At 42.0% G+C, this 17502-nt stretch carries 16 protein-coding genes; 10 read left to right on the top strand and 6 right to left on the bottom strand.

Going from position 1 to position 17502, the window contains the following annotated elements; all coding sequences use genetic code 11:
- Positions 1 to 27: 27 nt before the first annotated feature.
- Positions 28 to 1230: a 2,3-bisphosphoglycerate-independent phosphoglycerate mutase gene (locus IX53_RS03275; protein ID WP_047754139.1), complete on the top strand. Its 1203-nt coding sequence runs from the start codon at positions 28 to 30 to the stop codon at positions 1228 to 1230.
- Between the two features lie 14 nt (positions 1231 to 1244).
- On the top strand, positions 1245 to 2639 hold the full coding sequence (locus tag IX53_RS03270) for a ComEC/Rec2 family competence protein (protein WP_047754138.1): 1395 nt from the start codon (positions 1245 to 1247) through the stop codon (positions 2637 to 2639).
- On the opposite strand, the gene IX53_RS03265 is transcribed toward IX53_RS03270, so the two are convergent.
- The 4 genes from IX53_RS03265 to IX53_RS03250 all read right to left on the bottom strand — a co-directional run bounded on the left by IX53_RS03265 (position 2561) and on the right by IX53_RS03250 (position 6273).
- Positions 2561 to 3037 carry a Fur family transcriptional regulator gene (locus IX53_RS03265; protein ID WP_053001124.1) on the bottom strand — a complete coding sequence of 159 codons (477 nt, stop codon included), beginning with the start codon at positions 3035 to 3037 and terminating at the stop codon, positions 2561 to 2563. The genes IX53_RS03270 and IX53_RS03265 overlap by 79 nt on opposite strands.
- 98 nt (positions 3038 to 3135) lie before the next feature.
- On the bottom strand, positions 3136 to 4164 hold the full coding sequence (gene nusA, locus IX53_RS03260) for a transcription termination factor NusA (RefSeq protein WP_047754136.1): 1029 nt from the start codon (positions 4162 to 4164) through the stop codon (positions 3136 to 3138).
- A gap of 15 nt (positions 4165 to 4179) precedes the next feature.
- A complete protein-coding gene (locus tag IX53_RS03255) occupies positions 4180 to 4641 on the bottom strand; it encodes a ribosome maturation factor RimP (protein ID WP_053001122.1) in 462 nt (153 codons plus the stop codon).
- Positions 4642 to 4881: 240 nt separating this feature from the next.
- A complete protein-coding gene (locus IX53_RS03250; RefSeq protein ID WP_047754135.1) occupies positions 4882 to 6273 on the bottom strand; it encodes a Do family serine endopeptidase in 1392 nt (463 codons plus the stop codon).
- Between the two features lie 115 nt (positions 6274 to 6388).
- Between IX53_RS03250 and IX53_RS03245 the strand changes: the two genes are divergently transcribed.
- Entirely contained in the window at positions 6389 to 7660 is a 1272-nt protein-coding gene (locus IX53_RS03245) for an ArsB/NhaD family transporter (RefSeq protein ID WP_047754134.1), read from the top strand.
- 235 nt (positions 7661 to 7895) lie between these two features.
- Positions 7896 to 8105 (top strand): CBS domain-containing protein, encoded by a 210-nt coding sequence (locus IX53_RS10470; protein WP_053001121.1) that lies wholly within the window; start codon positions 7896 to 7898, stop codon positions 8103 to 8105.
- Here the strand turns inward: IX53_RS10470 and IX53_RS10465 are convergent.
- Both IX53_RS10465 and IX53_RS03230 read right to left on the bottom strand, forming a co-directional pair.
- The gene (locus tag IX53_RS10465) at positions 8098 to 8907 is read right to left on the bottom strand and encodes a GNAT family N-acetyltransferase (RefSeq protein WP_053001120.1); all 810 of its coding nucleotides are present in this window, start codon (positions 8905 to 8907) and stop codon (positions 8098 to 8100) included. The genes IX53_RS10470 and IX53_RS10465 overlap by 8 nt on opposite strands.
- Positions 8879 to 9964 (bottom strand): alanine/ornithine racemase family PLP-dependent enzyme, encoded by a 1086-nt coding sequence (locus IX53_RS03230; protein ID WP_047754133.1) that lies wholly within the window; start codon positions 9962 to 9964, stop codon positions 8879 to 8881. Before IX53_RS03230 ends, IX53_RS10465 begins: the two co-directional genes overlap by 29 nt.
- Before the next feature lie 60 nt (positions 9965 to 10024).
- Between IX53_RS03230 and IX53_RS03225 the strand changes: the two genes are divergently transcribed.
- The 6 genes from IX53_RS03225 to IX53_RS03200 are packed head-to-tail and all read left to right on the top strand — an operon-like array spanning position 10025 to position 17501.
- Positions 10025 to 10426 (top strand): GIY-YIG nuclease family protein, encoded by a 402-nt coding sequence (locus IX53_RS03225; protein ID WP_047754132.1) that lies wholly within the window; start codon positions 10025 to 10027, stop codon positions 10424 to 10426.
- Positions 10423 to 11211: an SAM hydrolase/SAM-dependent halogenase family protein gene (locus tag IX53_RS03220; protein ID WP_047754131.1), complete on the top strand. Its 789-nt coding sequence runs from the start codon at positions 10423 to 10425 to the stop codon at positions 11209 to 11211. The genes IX53_RS03225 and IX53_RS03220 overlap by 4 nt, the downstream gene beginning before the upstream one ends.
- Positions 11168 to 12463: a sensor histidine kinase gene (locus tag IX53_RS03215; protein ID WP_169746186.1), complete on the top strand. Its 1296-nt coding sequence runs from the start codon at positions 11168 to 11170 to the stop codon at positions 12461 to 12463. Before IX53_RS03220 ends, IX53_RS03215 begins: the two co-directional genes overlap by 44 nt.
- A gap of 4 nt (positions 12464 to 12467) precedes the next feature.
- Positions 12468 to 13799, top strand: coding sequence for a sigma-54-dependent transcriptional regulator (locus IX53_RS03210; protein ID WP_047754130.1), 1332 nt, complete (start codon positions 12468 to 12470; stop codon positions 13797 to 13799).
- Positions 13796 to 16369, top strand: a complete 2574-nt coding sequence (locus IX53_RS03205) for a CBS domain-containing protein (protein ID WP_047754129.1) — start codon at positions 13796 to 13798, stop codon at positions 16367 to 16369. Before IX53_RS03210 ends, IX53_RS03205 begins: the two co-directional genes overlap by 4 nt.
- A 1-nt stretch (position 16370) precedes the next feature.
- Positions 16371 to 17501, top strand: a complete 1131-nt coding sequence (locus IX53_RS03200) for a hypothetical protein (protein ID WP_047754128.1) — start codon at positions 16371 to 16373, stop codon at positions 17499 to 17501.
- Position 17502 lies beyond the last annotated feature (1 nt).

The raw sequence follows: 17502 nt of genomic DNA, 5'->3' as shown, positions 1-17502 counted from the left end.
TGTGATTGAACGAAAGGAGGAGTAAAAGTGGATAGGCATGAATTAATAAGCAAGCTTTCCGTGAAGAATGAAAGCAAGATAGTTTTATTGGTCATGGACGGCATAGGCGACCTGCCGGTGGATGGGAAAACACCCCTTATGGCCGCAAATACACCGAACCTCGACGCTCTTGCAAAAGAATCTGAATTGGGTCAGACCATACCAGTCCTCCATGGAATAACTCCCGGTAGCGGTCCAGGTCATCTGGGTTTGTTCGGGTATGATCCCTTAAAATTCCAGATTGGCAGGGGCATTCTCGAAGCCTTGGGTGGCGATATCGAAGTGGGGAAAGATGATTTAGTCGCGAGGGCAAATTTTGCAACTCTGGAAGGCGACATTGTCGTGGATAGGAGAGCTGGCCGTCCAGCAACGGATATAAGTGCTCGAGTTGTGGAAAAGCTTGGAGCGTCTATCAAAGAAATCGACGGTGTTAAGATCGCTGTTTACCCGGGCAAAGAACACCGTTTTGTCGTGAAATTTACTGCTCCTTGGCTCGATGAAAGAGTCTCGGATGCAGATCCACAAAAAGAAGGCAAGAAAATAGTCTGGAGCGAAGCGCTTGTTCCAGAGGCTGAAAGAACAGCCAAAGTTGTTAATGAGTTCTTGAAAAGGGTTAGAGAAGTGTTAAAAGACGAAGCGAAGATGAATTTCGCGCTCTTGAGAGGTTTCTCGAAACATCCTGTAATGCCTTCTTTTGAAGAGATTTACAAAATGAAGGCAGCAGCAATAGCGACCTATCCGATGTACAGAGGACTCGCGAAACTTGTAGGGATGACTGTGGTGCCAACAGGAACAACTATTGCTGAAGAGATCGAAACGCTCAAAAAAATCTGGAACGACTTTGACTTCTTCTTTGTTCACGTGAAAAAAACTGACTCCTATGGTGAGGATGGTGACTTCGATAAGAAGGTCCATGTTATTGAGGAAGTGGATTCTCTACTTCCCGAAATCCTTTCCTTGAATCCAGATGTCATTGTTGTCACAGGAGACCATTCTACACCAACCAAAATGAAGTCTCACAGCTGGCACCCCGTTCCATTCATGATCAGGTCTAAATTCGCAAGGTCTGGCTTGAGTCAAAAATTTGATGAAAATGAATGTGCCCGGGGAACGCTGGGCAATATTATGGCTCTGGACGGAGTTCCACTGATGTTGGCTCATGCTTTGAGACTTGAAAAGTACGGGGCATAGGGAGGGTTCCTCCCGTGCCTCGTTCCATTTTTCCAAGAAACACCAGTTCACCACTGTTTATACTCTTTGTTTCAATGGCTCTTGGTGTATTGACTTTTTTGACGTTTAGCCGAATGGATCAGCTTCTTAAAGGACTTCTGTTCTTAGTGCCTTTCATATTGGTATGTTATCTTAACAAGAGCTTATTACCAGCAATTTTGACTTTCTTCCTTTTTGGTCTACTGCTTGCCTTCAACAATTTCGATACGGTATTTCCGGAACCGGGTTCTTCGATCGAAGTTACGGGAAAAGTGAAAAAGGTCTATTCTGACGACTTCTTTTTAGCCTCTGGCAGTTTCCTGGTCAATGGAGAATGGAAGAGGCTTCCATCAGCTATAATGATTAAAACAAGAAGTGATGTTGAAATAACCCCCGATACAGGAAAAATATTCTGGGCCAGCGGGATGCTCGATAACCTCTCTCCTTTTCAGATGATGTTGGACTCTGAGGTGATAGCTTACGGTCCAACAATTGGGCTTGATAGATTTGCAGGAAATATCAGAAAAGGCATTGTAGAAACACTGGAGAATTATGGAGTAACAAACCCTGTGATTTTTTCCACATTTTTTGGAAATAAATCGCGACTAAAAAAAGAAGTAAAAAATGCTTTAAAAGCAATCGGAATCTCCCATATATTCGCTGTTTCCGGTCTGCATATCGGGCTCTTCTTTTTGCTTGTGAATTACTTTATGTCACTTTTTTTACTACCTTTCATTTTCAGAAATCTCGCTTCCCTGTCGATAACAGGGATCTATGTTCTCACAACTGGGCCTTCACTTTCAGCTATGAGAGCATTTTTGATGCTGTTTTTATACGTTTTATTCCGCGTTCTGGATTACCCCCAATCTTCACTCAATATCCTAGGCCTTAGTGGCATAATTATGTTAACATTCTCACCCTTTGACCTTGTTCAGGCGGATTTTCAGTTGAGTTATCTGTCAACAGCTGGCATACTGCTGTATATTATGGTAAAGGATCAGAAAAGAAGAAGCCCCCTCGTAAATGTGCTCCTTATAGGTGGGGCAGCACAGGGAGTGACCTTGCCGGTTTCTTTGAGCCTTTTTGGTAGTTTTGCACTTTTGGGTATCCCAATGACTTTTATCGCGGTATTTATCTATCTGATACCTACTCTCGTGGGAACTGTTTCCCTTCTCCTTTTTGATCTTCTAAAAATAAAGCCCCTTGCTGTCTTTTTTGCAAAGGGCCTTGAATACCTTTCGAACCTATTTGAGAGCTTTATTGTCAAACTTTCACGTTCAGCTCCTGTTATACAGCTGGAATTCCCGCTGAATTACTTTGTGGCCTTCCTCATATCAGTTTCTGTTTTCTCGTTGTTTTTCTTCTTGGCACACTCTGAGCAAAGTCCGTAGAGTTTCAACTGGTGATCCGTGATCTTGTAACCCGTGCTTTGCTCGATAAGCTTTTCCAGATCATCCAGGAGGTCAAAAGGAAACTCTTCTACCCGGCCGCATTCAGTACAGATGATGTGGTGATGATGGTGTTCGTCTTTGTTAACCAGTTCGTACCTGATAACACCGTCTCTGAAAACGATCCGTCTAAGCAGTCCTACATCCGAAAGGAGATCTACTGTTCTATAAACAGTGGCTTTACTTATTCTTAGCCTCCTGTCGAGCACCTTTCTATAAACTTCTTCTGCGCTCATATGCTCGTCTTCAGAGTCCATAAAGATCTTGAGAATGAGCTCTCTCTGTGCTGTCATTCGTTGTTTTCTTCTTCTAAGTTCATTCCTGAGAATATCCTGTTTCACTATTAACCCTCCCTATTGGATCTCGATCTCTGAATGACAGGAAAATTGTACACTTTTTGATTTACAACAAATGCGTATTATGTTACAATAATACTCCATCACATCAAAGGCTTTATATCAATTTTCCAGCCCGTCAGTTTTGCGGCGAGTCTGGCGTTTTGCCCGCCCTTCCCAATTGCCAGGGAGAGTTGTGTGGGAGCAACATAAACAGTTGCTTCTCTGTTCTCTTCACTGGATATTTTTACTTCTATTGCGCTTGCAGGAGCAATGGCATTAGCAACAAATTTAGCGGGATCGGCGCTCCATCTAAGAATGTCGACCTTCTCCGGCCTTATTTCGCGCAGGATTTCTCCAATGCGAATACCGCCTTCTCCGATACAGGCTCCTATAGGATCTATTTTCACATCAGTCGAGTCCACAGCGACTTTTGTTCGCACACCCTCCTCACGGGCGATAGCGATAACCTTGACATCACCATTTTCTACTTCAGGAACCTGAAGTTTCAGGAGTTCTTCAATGAACTGTGAACCTCTCCTGGTAACGAGTATTTTCGGACCTTTTGTGGTTTTCAGGACATCGACAACGAACACCTTTATGAGTGCATTTGGTCTTAGTTCTTCGCCTGGGATGACTTCTTTAAGTGGTATCCTTGTATCTATCTTACCGATGCGGAGGTCGGCCCATCCTTCAGTCACTCGTAATACCTCGGCGGTGGTTACAGAGCCCTTTAGATCTGCGTAGATATTGTAAAGGTTATCTTTTTCCAGTTCTCTTATTTTCTGTATGAGAACTTGTCTCGCCGTTTGTGCAGCAATTCTTTTGAATTTCTTTATATTGAGCCTTCTTAAAATCGTTTCACCGATTTTTGCCGAAGGATCGATTTTCAAGGCTTCATCTAAAGTGATTTCTTGATGTGGGTCACTGACTTCTTCAACTACGAGAAGTTTTTCGTAGACTCCAATATCTCCAGTCAAACGGTCTATTATTACCTGGACGTCACTCTCACCGCCAAAATTTTTTTTATAAGCACTTTGTAACGCCTTTTCCAGTATCTCGAGTACTTCTTCCTTTCTTATGTTTTTTTCCTGTTCGAGCTGTTCAAGGGCCTCAAGAAGATTGAGATTCAATTAAATCACCTCCCGTTAGAACTCCAGCTTCAGGTTTGCTCTTTTGATATTTGCATACGCCACCCCATAAAAATTCCCAGTATCCTTTTCTCTGATTTCAACAGCAGTTTCATCAGCTTTCTCAATTATCCCCACGATTACACTTCTGTTGTCGATGGGATCTCTCAGGACAAGTTTTGCGAGTCTACCCGTGAATCGCAAGTAGTCTTTCGGTTTTCTGAGCTCCCGTTCTACACCGGGTGATTGTACGATCAATTCATAAGTCGATTCTATTAAATCTGCACAATCAAGCTTCTGACCGAATGCCTCTGAGAATCTTTTGCAATCTTCAATGGAAACGTTGCCCTCTTCTTTATCGATGGAAACAGCAAGCTGAAGCTTTCCCCTATTCCTTTTTAGAGTCAGGTCGTAAATCTCATATTTCATCTGTTGTGCGATTTTAATAGCTATTTCTTTCAATGCATCTGTAAGGTTCATACCTTATCACCTCTTAAATTAATAAAAATAGAGGGCTGAAACTGCCCTCCTCCATAAGAGGTTATTCTGTATTTATTATATATCTTTGGCTCAATGAAGTCAACTAAGAGAGAAAACGGGACACTCTCTATGATTTTGAAATCAAGGGGTGTTGTGTTATAATCCAATGTGTATGCCCGTGACAGGGGAAAAGGGGGACGCCGCATACACCGCAGGGTGTAGCGGCGCTTTTACTTTATATTAATAATATCTGAAGGAAGCTATATACCTCACGCCTTCTCTGAGAACTATCAAAGCAATATAATCTCCCTTTTTAAGACCACTGATCACTTCTTTGTAGTCTTTGAGGGAATCGATTTCTTTCTGTTTGCCATTCACGCTCATCCTAACGATTATGTCATTCTTATTCAATCCCAGCTGAGAGGCATAGCCTTTTTCAAGTACTTCTCGAACAATTACACCGGAAATCTCTTGCGGGATGGAGAGCTCTTCTCTATCTCCGGGGAGAATGTCGTCAACGATGAGCCCGAGTTTTTCGTCATGGTATTTCTCCATAGCCTTTTTTCCGCCAGCATTGTCCTGATAACCGAGTACAACTTTCAGTACCATTTTCTTTCCGAATCTATCTATTGTGACTGTCACTTCAGATCCTGCGGGATAGTTGTGAACAGCAGCAACCAGTTCTCCAGAGCTGTGAATATCGAGACCGTCGAAGTTAATAATGACATCCTGCGGTTTTATGCCGACTTTTTCAGCGGGAGAATCTTTAATCACATCAGTGACAAGAGCACCGGTGTCCACTTTGAGACCAAGGGATCTAGCGGTATTTTCTGTAACGGTACTTACATACACACCAAGATAGGCTTTTTGAATGGGAACACCTTTGATTATCGTATCAACAAATCTCATGGCGACATTAACTGGAATCGCGAAACCAAGGGTGCTTCCGTACTGAGGTGAAACTATCGCAGTGTTGATACCAATAACCTGACCATGAATATTTAAAAGAGGTCCGCCAGAATTCCCCGGGTTGATGGCTGCATCCGTCTGTATGAGGTTTGAGTAGTAACCGTTTCCGTCGGGCTTAGGTATTTGTCTTCCGGTAGCACTAATGACGCCGACAGTAACGGTATGCTGGAAGCCCAAGGGGTTACCTATTGCAATCGCCCATTCTCCGATTTTTAAAGAATCAGAATCACCTATTTCCAGGACAGGAAGTTCTCGGCCATCCGGGTCTATTTTAATGACTGCTATGTCGAGCTCTTCATCGCCTCCAACATATCTGGCTTCGAATTTGCTGCCATCAAGGAGTGTGACTTTTATTTCATCTGCATTATGTACTACATGCTCGTTCGTAAGAATGTAGCCCTCGGCGTTGAATATGAACCCCGAACCAAGCGCTTCGGCTTTCTTTTCTGCAAAGGGGATTTCACCGAAGAACCGTTTGAAGAAATCTTCTGTAAATGGATCGAAGGGGCTGACTTTAGTCGTTGTTTCAACATCGATCTTTACAACAGCGGGAGCAGCGGCTTCTATGACTTTTTCAACGGGACTCACGTAATCAGGATTGACAAAAGCCAGTCCCAAAGTCACAACCAGAATAGAAAGAGTCAACAGCAACAACTTCTTCATTCTTAAGGCACCTCCCTTTAATTGGTATCCATCACTCTTTGACTGTACTGTCCTTATTGAGGTTCATGTTCAAGTGATATACTTGAAATTGCCGTTTTCTATGGGAGTGTTTAGTATGGAGCGAATCTTTGTTATAGTTATTTTTTTTACTACGTATTTTCTGATAATCAGAGGTAAATTCAAGCGTTCAATCGTGGCTTTTTCAGCCGGTATGCTTATAGCTATGTCAAAAGTTATAGAGGGATTCAAGATCTCAAATGTCGGTCTCTATATTGATTTCAATACCATAGGCCTTCTCATCGGGATGATGATAATAGTCGCTATTTTGAGGGGGACAGGTTTTTTTGAATATGTTGCCATAAGCGTAGTGAAAATTTCCAAGGGAAATGTGAAATTATTATTTGCCTTTTTTATTGCAATGACAGCTTTATTTTCGGCTTTTCTGGATAACGTAACCGTTATCCTGCTCTTTTCGCCCATACTATTTCTGATTTCCGATTCTCTGAATATCTCACCCACACCATTAATTTTTTCTGCTGTGTTGGCTGCTAACTTTGGTGGTACAGCCACGATGATAGGTGATCCACCCAATATTCTCATTGGTTCAGCCAGTGGAGAAGGGTTTCTGGATTTCATATATCAACTGGCTCCAATTGTAATAATGGTTTTGCTCTTTTTCGCCACCTTCTTCAATAGGAAGTTTGTTTCAAAAATTCGGGTTCAGAAATCCAAACTAGAACACCTCATGAACCTCGACGCCTCCCGGGTGATAACTTCAAAAAAAGATCTCATTAAGTCCATCAGCGTGTTCATAGGTGTTATAATCGCCTTTGTTCTTCACGAACAACTCGACTATGAAGCTGCAACCATTGCCCTTACCGGTGCGGCAGCTGCTATGCTGCTGAGTGGTAAAGACTTTTCAGAGCTGGCGGAAGACATCGAATGGGACACAATATTCTTTTTTATAGGTCTGTTTATGCTCTCTTATGGTCTCAAAGCAGTGGGAATTACGGATATGGTATCTGGTGTTATTGCCAGAGCTTACACCAATGAAGTTCTGTTGTATTCGCTTATCCTCTGGCTCACAGCGGGTCTGGGAGGGCTTATTGGAGCGGTACCAATTGTAACTGTGATGATTCCCATCGTTAAAAACTTGATATCGATACATGGTATTCCCGATGATGTTTGGTGGGTCCTATCAATTGGGGCCTGCTTTGGTGGAAGCGCTACTTTAACAGGTGCCGCAGCCAACATGGTAGGAACGGCACTTCTTGAAAAACATACTCGAAAGGGCGTGGGATTTCGAAAGTATCTAAGATTTGCTCTCTTTCCTACGGTTGTCAGTCTTATTCTGGGAAACATCTACGTGATAGTAAGGTATGGCTAAGGAAATGATAGTATGGAATTGAAAGTCAAAGATGTTTACAACACCATAACGATCAAAGTTCTTGTTGTAAGCGAAGAAACCGATCTCAAAAATTGAGGTTTTCGTAGAAAACATTACACGAACTCTTTATGTAATGGATAAAAATGGAAAGCTCGTTGGAATGATTCCAGTACTGCATCTATTGAAGATCTAGGGATATGAAAAATATGTCATCGTTCAGCCAGGTAGCCTTTTTGTGAGGAACATAATTATCCTGACTGGGAAAAAAGCGCAGGATATAATGCTTGATCCGATAACGGTAAAACTCGAGACTCCCAAATTTGAAGCCCTCAAGCTAATGATACAACATGAAGTTCACGAGGTTCCTGTTGTCGATGAAAATCAGAATATTATTGGCAACCTCAACTCCATCGAGCTCCTTGTGGTCAATTGCGGTCTCAAATGAGTCTCAACCTCTCGAGTTTTCCTTCGTATAGATAAACATCCTCACTTCTTTCAAAATAATAAAAACCGTTGTCCAGGAAAGGAGCGAGGGGAGCGCCTGCTTTAAGCATTAGGTGTATTTTTTTGAACCCTTTTTTTGAAGCCAGGGAAATTATTCTTTTGACAATTTCGTGATTGAGCTTTGGTATTTCGATCCACGATATCTCCATGATATCAGGGTACTTCAAGTTTTTCGATAAGATAATTCTGCAACCTGCAATATCCAGAAATTCGCAGTCAGGCAGGAATTTTCTTATTATTCTCTTTCTAGCAGGGAAAAACACCCAGTCATTAACGACAAAACCACAGGGATTGAAGGTTGCGACTGAATAGTCAACGACGAACTTTTGGGATAGAAAATCAAGTTGAAGGTTGGTAAAGGTTTCAATCTTCGAAAATCCCAAATCTTCGTTGATCCTTATTGATCTGGTGTTTCTAAAGTATGTTGAAAAGTACAAGGATTTTAGGGATAGATTTCTAGCGAGGGAAATAATCTTTTTTGCCATTTCTTTACCGTAACCCTTTCCCTGAAAAGCCGGATCGACTCTTAGCCCTTCGAGCCAGCCTGCGGTATCATCGAGGAGTACAAGCCTTCCAAGGGCAACCAGTTTGCCACCATTGTTTTCAAGACAGTAGAAATAACTGTTCTTGTCTCTCACCCAGCTTTCAAACACATCAGGGATATAGTCTTCCCCATCCCAGATGTTTGAGGTGAGACGCAAGATCTGTTGATAGTCATCGGGACTGACCTTTCTGAAGTTCATGTATGTACTCCTTTCTCACATATTTTGAAGTCATCACTCTCAACAAAGCCCCATAAGACATTCTGAAAGATAGTGTATCCCCGACTCTAAACTCTTTCGGACACTCCGTTAGATCAACAATGAGGTGATCACTTGAAGCGTGCAGTACCTCAATTCCCTGTTCTAAAGGTATAAGCCCAGAGGGAAGAACATCCTGCTCACCGAGATCTAGAATGGCTCTCAATCTAACACCCCGATCTTCAAAATGTGGTTTCCTACCGAAGGCGTCCTGACCTATCTCACCCTCTGGAACCGAAGGTTTGCGCTTCAGTTCTATAATTTCGCCATGTAGAATGAAAGTATCTTGCCTCGTTCCAGGAACGATCCTGTTGTTCGTGACATCGGTACCACACACAATGGACTCACCCAGCCGGAACTGGTTGATGCCCTCCGGGATGGTGCCATATTCCACGAGTGGAAGGGATGCGGTATTTCCGGCTGAAAGAATTTTGAGCTGAAAGCCTGTGAACCTTTTCAATCTTTCAGAAAGGTCTATAAGTATCTGAAATTTTTCAGGAGTTGCAATAACTCCTCCATAACAACCAAGGTTTGTGCCAATCCCGAGGAGTTTATCTCTGGCAATTTTTAATGCCTCTTTGAGTTCATCCTCGGCTTCTCTATACCAGACGCCTTCTCGTAGGTCGCCGGTATCCACCATATATATGTAACCGTGAACTTCTGTCTCGATGTCTGCAGCGACAAACGCCTCTAAGATTGCCAAATCTGAAACTAAAAAATAATCTGCCAGTTCCAGTGCCTCCTTTATCTTAGAGCGTTCAGGAGGTCTTAAAAGCATGAATTCGGAATCGATTCCCGCCTTTTTCATTCTCTCAATATTCTCTATCCTGGATTCACCAATAATCTTGATGCTTGCCTTATTCAGACTTCTAGCAACAGCGGGGTCACCACAGGTTACCTTTGTTACACCGACTACTCCGATGCCTTTTTTTGCACAAAGGTTGTTGAGAAAAGCAGCGTTATGGTAAATCCTGTCAAGGTAAACTTCAACGAATGCCATTTTCACACCTCCTCTGAAATTATATCAGTTTGGAAGTATTAGTTATCGTATAATTAAAATATGGACAAAGGTAGTTATGTTCTCTTGATTAAAGTCGATAAGAGACTCGAAGTTAAAACAATGGCGAGATCCTTTGAAATCTTCCCTGGTTATTATTGTTATATAGGTTCTGCCATGGGAACTTTGTCAGGTCGTATTGGAAGACATTTGAAAGGAGCCAAAAAGAGATTCTGGCACATAGATTTCCTTTTAACGGAAGCCAGGATCGTTTTAGCGATTCTTGTGCCTTCCAGCATAAAAACTGAGGAAAGGATCTCCCGGCTTTTTGCAAAATTTGGAGAAGCTGTAGAGCACTTTGGAGCTTCGGATTGCGATACAAGTTCGAACCTTTATCAGATCAAAAAAGAAAACTTTTTTAAAGCGCTGGAAAGTGTTTTTGAGCATATGGGGGTGTTTAAGTGATCGCTTTTCTTTCAGACTGGGGATACGAAAGTTATTATGTTGGAGTGGCTAAAGCAGTGATGAAAAGCATAACTCCTTCTGTGGATATTCTTGATATTACTCACGGAATAGAACCCTTTAATATCAGAATGGGAGCCTACATTTTACAGAGGGCATCCCAGAATTTTCCACCTGATACGATCTTTCTTGCTGTAGTGGATCCGGGTGTTGGGACATCTCGAAAAGCTATCGCTATAAGGACTAAATCCGGCAGGATCTTTGTGGGTCCAGACAATGGAATATTCACTTTTGTTTGTGAAGAATATGGAGTAAGTGAGGTCAGAGAGCTTGACAACAGGAAATTTCATTATGGAAATTCGGCTTCCTTTCATGGTAGAGACATCTTCGCCGCTGTAGCAGCACATCTAGCTAATGGTGTTCCTTTCTCTAAAATAGGTAGCCTTTTGATGAGTTATGAAGTCTTGAAATTCTGGAAGGCGTGTATAGATGAAACGGGCGTTATAAAGGGTGAAGTCGCGTTCACGGATAGCTTTGGTAACATAGAAACAAATATTCCCGGTTCTCTTGTTAAGGGACTTTTCGACTTTGATGAAAAGGTCATTATAAGTGTTGAAAGAAAAAAATTCGAAGGGTATTTCGGCAGAACGTATTTCGATGTGAAACGTGGCGCCATTCTGGTACATGAAGATAGTAGTGGTTACCTCGAGATTGCCGTGAACGAAGGCGATGCTTCCAGGGTTCTTGGACTTAGGGGAGGTGAGCCCATCGTTCTTAAAAAAGTTTAAGGAGTTCGCGAGTAACGATTGTGTCAAAAAGGCAGCAATTGTCTTCGCTGTTTGGTTGGTTTCAATTATCTTACTCGATTTTTCTTTGAGCACTGTTATCATTTGTGTTGTTCTGATAGGCATTTATTGCAAAGATGCTAAAAAGCGTGATGAATACGTGAAAGGACTTCTCAATGCCATCAACTCAGGAAAGAGACCCGATAACGTTTCCGGGCCTCTAAATGGTGTTTTTCTTGCCCACAGGAATATTCTCAGGCAGATAGAGCGGGAAAGGGATTTTTACAAGGAGCGTTACGAGAATTTTGTCAGCCTTGTAAACTCTTTCGAATTGCCAATTGTTCTTATAGACAGTACGGGCGAGATCAGGTTTTACAATAAGGCTTTCAAAAATTGTTTCAATGGCGGAAAGGAAATTGGGAACGAAAGAATTTTTAGCCTATTGCGAAGAAACGGTCTTAAGGTTCCAATCAAAAGGGGAAATTTTCAAGTCTTCTCCAGAAGGCAGAACAAGCGTTACATGGTGGTTGTAGAAGGGGGAGAAAAGGGCGAATTTTCTATGATATTTACCGACATAACAGCGCGCTGGAAAACCGAGAAATTATTGGAAAAAACAATGCGTTACGCTGTTAGTGCTGAAACGGTAGCGGACCTCGCCCACGGACTGAAACAACCACTGGCGAACCTTCAGTTGGCTTTTGACCTGTACAGACGAACGGGCAAAGATCAAAATCTTCAACGCTTGGAGAAAGAGCTACGGTCTCTAAAAGAGAAGATATATGGAGTTTTACAGATATACCATTACGGCGAGGAGCCACAGGACGTTGATTTGTTGAGAGTTCTAGATAGAGTTGTTAAGTATTTAAAACCCATTGCCGATGCGAAGGGAGTTGAATTACAGTTAATTGCGGCTTGTCAGCACACCGTTGTGAAAGTACAGGAGAGACGTTTGGAGAATGTTATCAAGAATATCGTTGTCAACGCAATCGAAGCCATAGTCAAAGACAAAGGAAAGGTGGTTTTAAAACTTCGAAATGAGAAAGAGGGCATTATACTCTTAATTGGCGATAACGGCATGGGGATGAGTAAAACAGTTTTTGAAAAGGCTTTCAAAGCATTTTTTACTACAAAAGAAAACGGTACTGGTCTTGGTCTTACGCTGACGAAGAGCTTCTGTGAAGATAACGATGTTTCTTTCAGGATGTGGAGCAAGGAAGGTAAAGGGACGGTTATAAGATTGATGTTTAAGAGGTGAAGAAATGATAAAGAAGATCCTCGTCGTCGATGACGATCTTGCATTCAACGAAATGCTCTGTGAAGCCTTGAAGGATGAGGGCTATGAACCACAGGGTGTTACAACGTTAAAAGAAGCTAGGGAAAGACTATACAGTGATTCTTTTCATTGTGTTTTACTCGATTTGAGACTCCCCGATGGAGATGGTATGGAGCTCGTGGAAACTGCTAGTTCCCTTTCCGCCGTTGTTGTCATGTCAGCTCATGGAAACATAGACAGTGCAGTCAGAGCTGTAAAGAAGGGAGCTTTCAATTTTCTCGAAAAACCCTTTGACCTTAACCATGCTTTGATCGAAATAGAGCGGGCGATTGATTATAGGGATTTAGAACTGGAAAACGAAGAACTGTCGAAATTGACTGGCGATAAGTTTCATGTAGACTTGATTGGAGAAAGTCCTTCCGTTGTCCGGATCAAAAAAATGATGGAATCTATTGCGGGGAAAAAAATATCCATTCTTATTGAAGGTGAGAGCGGAACTGGAAAAGAAGTCGTGGCACGCCTGATTCACAAGTTGAGTGGTAGGAAAAGATTTGTTGCTCTAAATTGCGCGGCAATACCAGAAAATCTTTTTGAATCAGAACTGTTCGGGCATGAGAAAGGTGCTTTTACGGGAGCGGTTACATCTAAAAAGGGGCTCGTTGAAGAGGCTGATGGCGGGACCCTCTTTCTTGATGAAATCTCTGAAATGCCCCTTAATCTCCAGCCAAAACTGCTGAGATTCATAGAAAACAATTCTTTTAAAAGACTTGGAGGGGCATCTGAAAAGACAGTCAATGTAAGGTTGATATGTGCAACTAACAGAAAACTCGCGGAAGAAGTAAAAGAAGGTAAATTCAGAGCTGATCTTTATTATCGTCTGAATGTGGTTAAAATTGAATTACCACCGTTGAGGGAACGCAAAGAGGACATACCATTGCTTGTGAAACATTTTGTGCCGGTTTTACAAAAGGAAGTAGGATTAAATAGAAGAATTGACATTTCTCCCGATTTCATGGACATGTTATTACATTACGACTGGCCTGGCAATGTGAGAGAACTTAGGAACACGCTTCTGTCGGTAATAGCGATCCACGATGATATCGAGCGTCTGGAAGCATGGATGCTACCAGAAAATATTTTAGAAGCCGTTTCTGAGAGAAGAAATTTGCCTGAAGAACCGTCGCTGGAAGAACTAGAAAAGGAGTATACAGAAAACCTTCTTAAGAAATATAAAGGCAACAAAACAAGGGTAGCCCGGGCTCTCGGAATAAGTAAAAGTACCCTTTACACGAAATTGAAGAGGTGGGGTCTCGATTGAAGATAATTACAACCCGTTCAAGACCGGATTTTGATGATCTAGCAGCGTGCTTCGCAGCCAAGAGGCTCTATGCAGATCATGAAATAGTTATCGAAGGTAAACCTGAAGAAAAACTCGAAAGGTTTATAAATGAAACTGCTCCACATCTTTTTTTCTTCCATAAATTTGAAGAACTGGAACTGGAGTCCGTTTCTTCACTGATTGTTGTCGGCACAGTGAGTGAAAATCAACTACCGACGGCCCTTGCCCCTTTTCTGAGTCGTTGTAAGAAGATATTGTTTGACCATTTAGGAACAGCTGCGTCAGAAAACTGGGATAAAGTTATTTCCGGAAACTACGGTGCTGCTATTACATTGCTGTGCAGGGAATTAAGGGACAATAACGTAAAAATAACAACTGAAGAAGCTACTTTTTACGCTGTAGCTTTGTATCGTAAAACACTAAATTTTTCTCTGTTCACAACGATGCCTGAGGATTTAAACATAGGGGCATGGTTACTAGCATCTGGTGCTTCGTTAGAAAAAGTGTTGAAGTATCAGAAATTCAGTCTAAATAGGGATCAACGCAGACACTTTCAGAAGCTCATTGACAATACTCGTACGATAACGATTAAAGGAGTCGAAGTTGGCTTCTCTGAGATCAAACTCAAAACCGTTCCTCAAGGTATCTTCGAGTTGATAGAAAAGTTATGGATCACATTGGGTTACGATAATCTTATAGTTTTCATTCGAACCAGTAGGGACACATTCATCGCTGGACGAACGAGGTACAGAGAAATAGATTTTTCTAGAATATTCTCTGGTGCTAGACTCAGTAGTTATCCCAATTTTACCCTCGCATATTACCAAGAAGTGGATTTTGACATATTAAAAGAAAGAATTATTAAATCGCTGAGAGAAAATATTCTGAGTTTTGTACAGGTTCGAGAAATCATGTCTTCGCCTGTACGTACAGTGCTTTCTGAGATGCCAGTGAAAGAAGCCGCTAGGATAATGGAGAACACGGGGCACAGCGGTCTACCGGTTATTGGAAACAACAGGCTCGTTGGACTGGTGACATACGATAACGTGAGAAAAGCCATTAAACATGGCCTTAAGAACGTACCTATAAAGGAAATTATGCAGACAAACCTTGTTACGATCAAAGCTACAGATTCCGTTAGCGAAGCCGCGAGAAAAATGGTGGAAAACGGTTCTGGAAGGATTCTCGTGCTCGACAAGGGCATTCTCGTTGGTATTGTCACAAAATCAGATTTGATGCGAGGTGTTTTAACAAAAAAGTCTCAAGAATTCGAAACATTGAGACTTGAAACTTCGAAAGTGACGGATCTTATTGAAAGAAGGCTCGAACCAGATGTTGCGACCATGCTACGCTTTCTTGGGATCGTTGGTAGTGAAGTTAATATGCCAACCTATGTGGTTGGTGGATTTGTGAGAGATCTTTTGCTCGACAGGAAGAATTACGATATCGATATCGTCGTTGAAGGAGATGCCAGAGTATTTGCAAAGACTTTCAGCAGGTACTTTGAAGTGACGTGTGTGGAACATAAGGAATTCCTCACTACATCGATGTTTTTTAGAAATGGATTGAGGATAGACGTTGCTACAGCTCGAACAGAATACTATGAAGAGCCTGCAGTTTTACCCAATGTTGAAGTGAGCACGATAAAAAAAGATCTCTACAGACGTGACTTTTCAATAAATGCAATGGCGATAAAGCTCAATCAGGAAGAATTCGGGCTTTTGCTTGACTTTTTCGGTTGTAAGAATGATCTTGAAAAGGGAATCATCAGAACGCTATACCCTCTGAGTTTTGTCGAAGATCCCACCAGGATACTACGGGCTATCCGTTTTGAACAACGCTTCAACTTCAAAATAGAAAATCGTACTCTCGAACTTCTCAAAAAACATGTTTCTCAAAACTATCTAGAAAGGGTAACCGGTCAAAGATTGAGAGATGAGCTCGAAAAAATAATAGAAGAACCAGATCCTTTGAAGGCTATTAAGAGAATGGAAGAGCTCCGAGTGTTCGAACACCTCTTCCCAGATAGTGTTGTCGACGATGAGGCTTTAAGAATGCTGGATAGGTACTTCAGAAGAAAAAAGAGTGCAAAGCCAAAGCCCGTCTACATATTAGCCATGATCCTACTCAAGAATGCCCCTGAAAGAAGTCTTGATTATGTTATCAAAAGATATGGTTTTCCGAGGAAATTCCCCGACTGGATAAAAAGGGCTGTGAACATTTCTGAAAAGTTGAAACGGACAGTCCAAAGCGGAGAACAATTGACACTGCGGACGTTTTTTTACCTTTTGAAAAAACCAGAACCCGAGGTGCTTAGCTTTATTGATGCCACTCTTGATGACAAAGCATCCAAGCTACTTCATGATTACCTTGAACGCATTGAAAGAATCAAACCTCGTATCAACGGAAAACTCCTGATCGAAAAATTCGGTCTCAAAGAGGGACCTGAAATAAGAAAGATACTTGAAGAACTTCAGCTGGCGAAACTCGAAGGTTTACACACTGAGGAAGAAGAGAAGTTTGTTAAAGAGCTTCTGGGGAGTGGATAAAATGAAAGTGAAAAATATTATGGCGTTTGCTATAGTAATTTCCTTACTGTTGTTGGCAGGGGGCTGTGCAATCAGCAGTAGACCGTACCTAAGGCTTTTTGTACAAGATTTAAACAGAGAACCGGGAGAGGTAATCGAAATCTTTGCTATTCCGGTGAATTTTCTTCCAAATGGCTCCGAAGTTTACGATTGGTCGGTGAAATACTGGGATGGGGATAATTGGAATTCCCTTGACGGTCATCTGTTTCCTCAGGATTCTGGCCAAAGTGCACTTCTTTATCTACCTGATATCGAATATGAAAAGCTCTGGGTAGAAGCCAAAACAATGGCTGTTGTAGATGGTGAGCTCAAAAACATCGGTGGTTCAAGAATCATATACTATTCTGATAAGCCGGATGTTGCCGTGGAAATCTTTGAAAACACCGAAAGCTTTATTGAACCGGATAATTGGTTTAGAAATTGGGGAATCTTCAAGGAGGAACGGACGCCCTTCTTCTTCAGGTATGTCGAAGGATTTTCGATGACTACTCTGCTGGAATTCGACCCCTATGAAGGGCGAATAATGGCGATAGAAATAATACCGAACGCATCACCTACGGAACCTGAGGTGTACTTTCACGGAAAATTAGAAGTCAAGAAAAGTGAAAGTTCTGTCACGGAACTGAATGAAAAATTTGACGACGTTAACATCGGCGAAGGTAGTTGGCGAAGGAGAATCAAGATCTCTGCTGACCTGTCTTCAATCGGAGGCGATGGGCTTCCCACTAGGTGGAACGTCACACTTTACCCCGATATATTCGGTGTGGGCTTTGATCCTGATAATGAATCCATATATCTCATCAGAGCTGTCAGAACCGGGGGAACATTTGTAGCTGACAGGCTTATAGATGTTTCCATACTACCCTTGACTATCTCCAGAACATCTGATTTCGGCATGGCGGGCATCGTAGTGAAATTCACGCTGGACGAATCTGAACTTGGTATCGGACCATTACTAGATAACGACCATTATTTTGGTGTCATGCTTGTAGGTTATGCACCAGAGTCCTCTGAATTTAATGGAGAAACTATTATCGAGATTCCGACTATCCTGGGAGCGGAGATGATATTTTCACCAGATGCAAACTATTAAT

Origin of the sequence: Kosmotoga pacifica (assembly GCF_001027025.1) — a bacterium.
Taxonomy (GTDB): Bacteria; Thermotogota; Thermotogae; order Petrotogales; family Kosmotogaceae; genus Kosmotoga_B; species Kosmotoga_B pacifica.
This window is presented reverse-complemented; position numbering and strand designations above follow the sequence as displayed.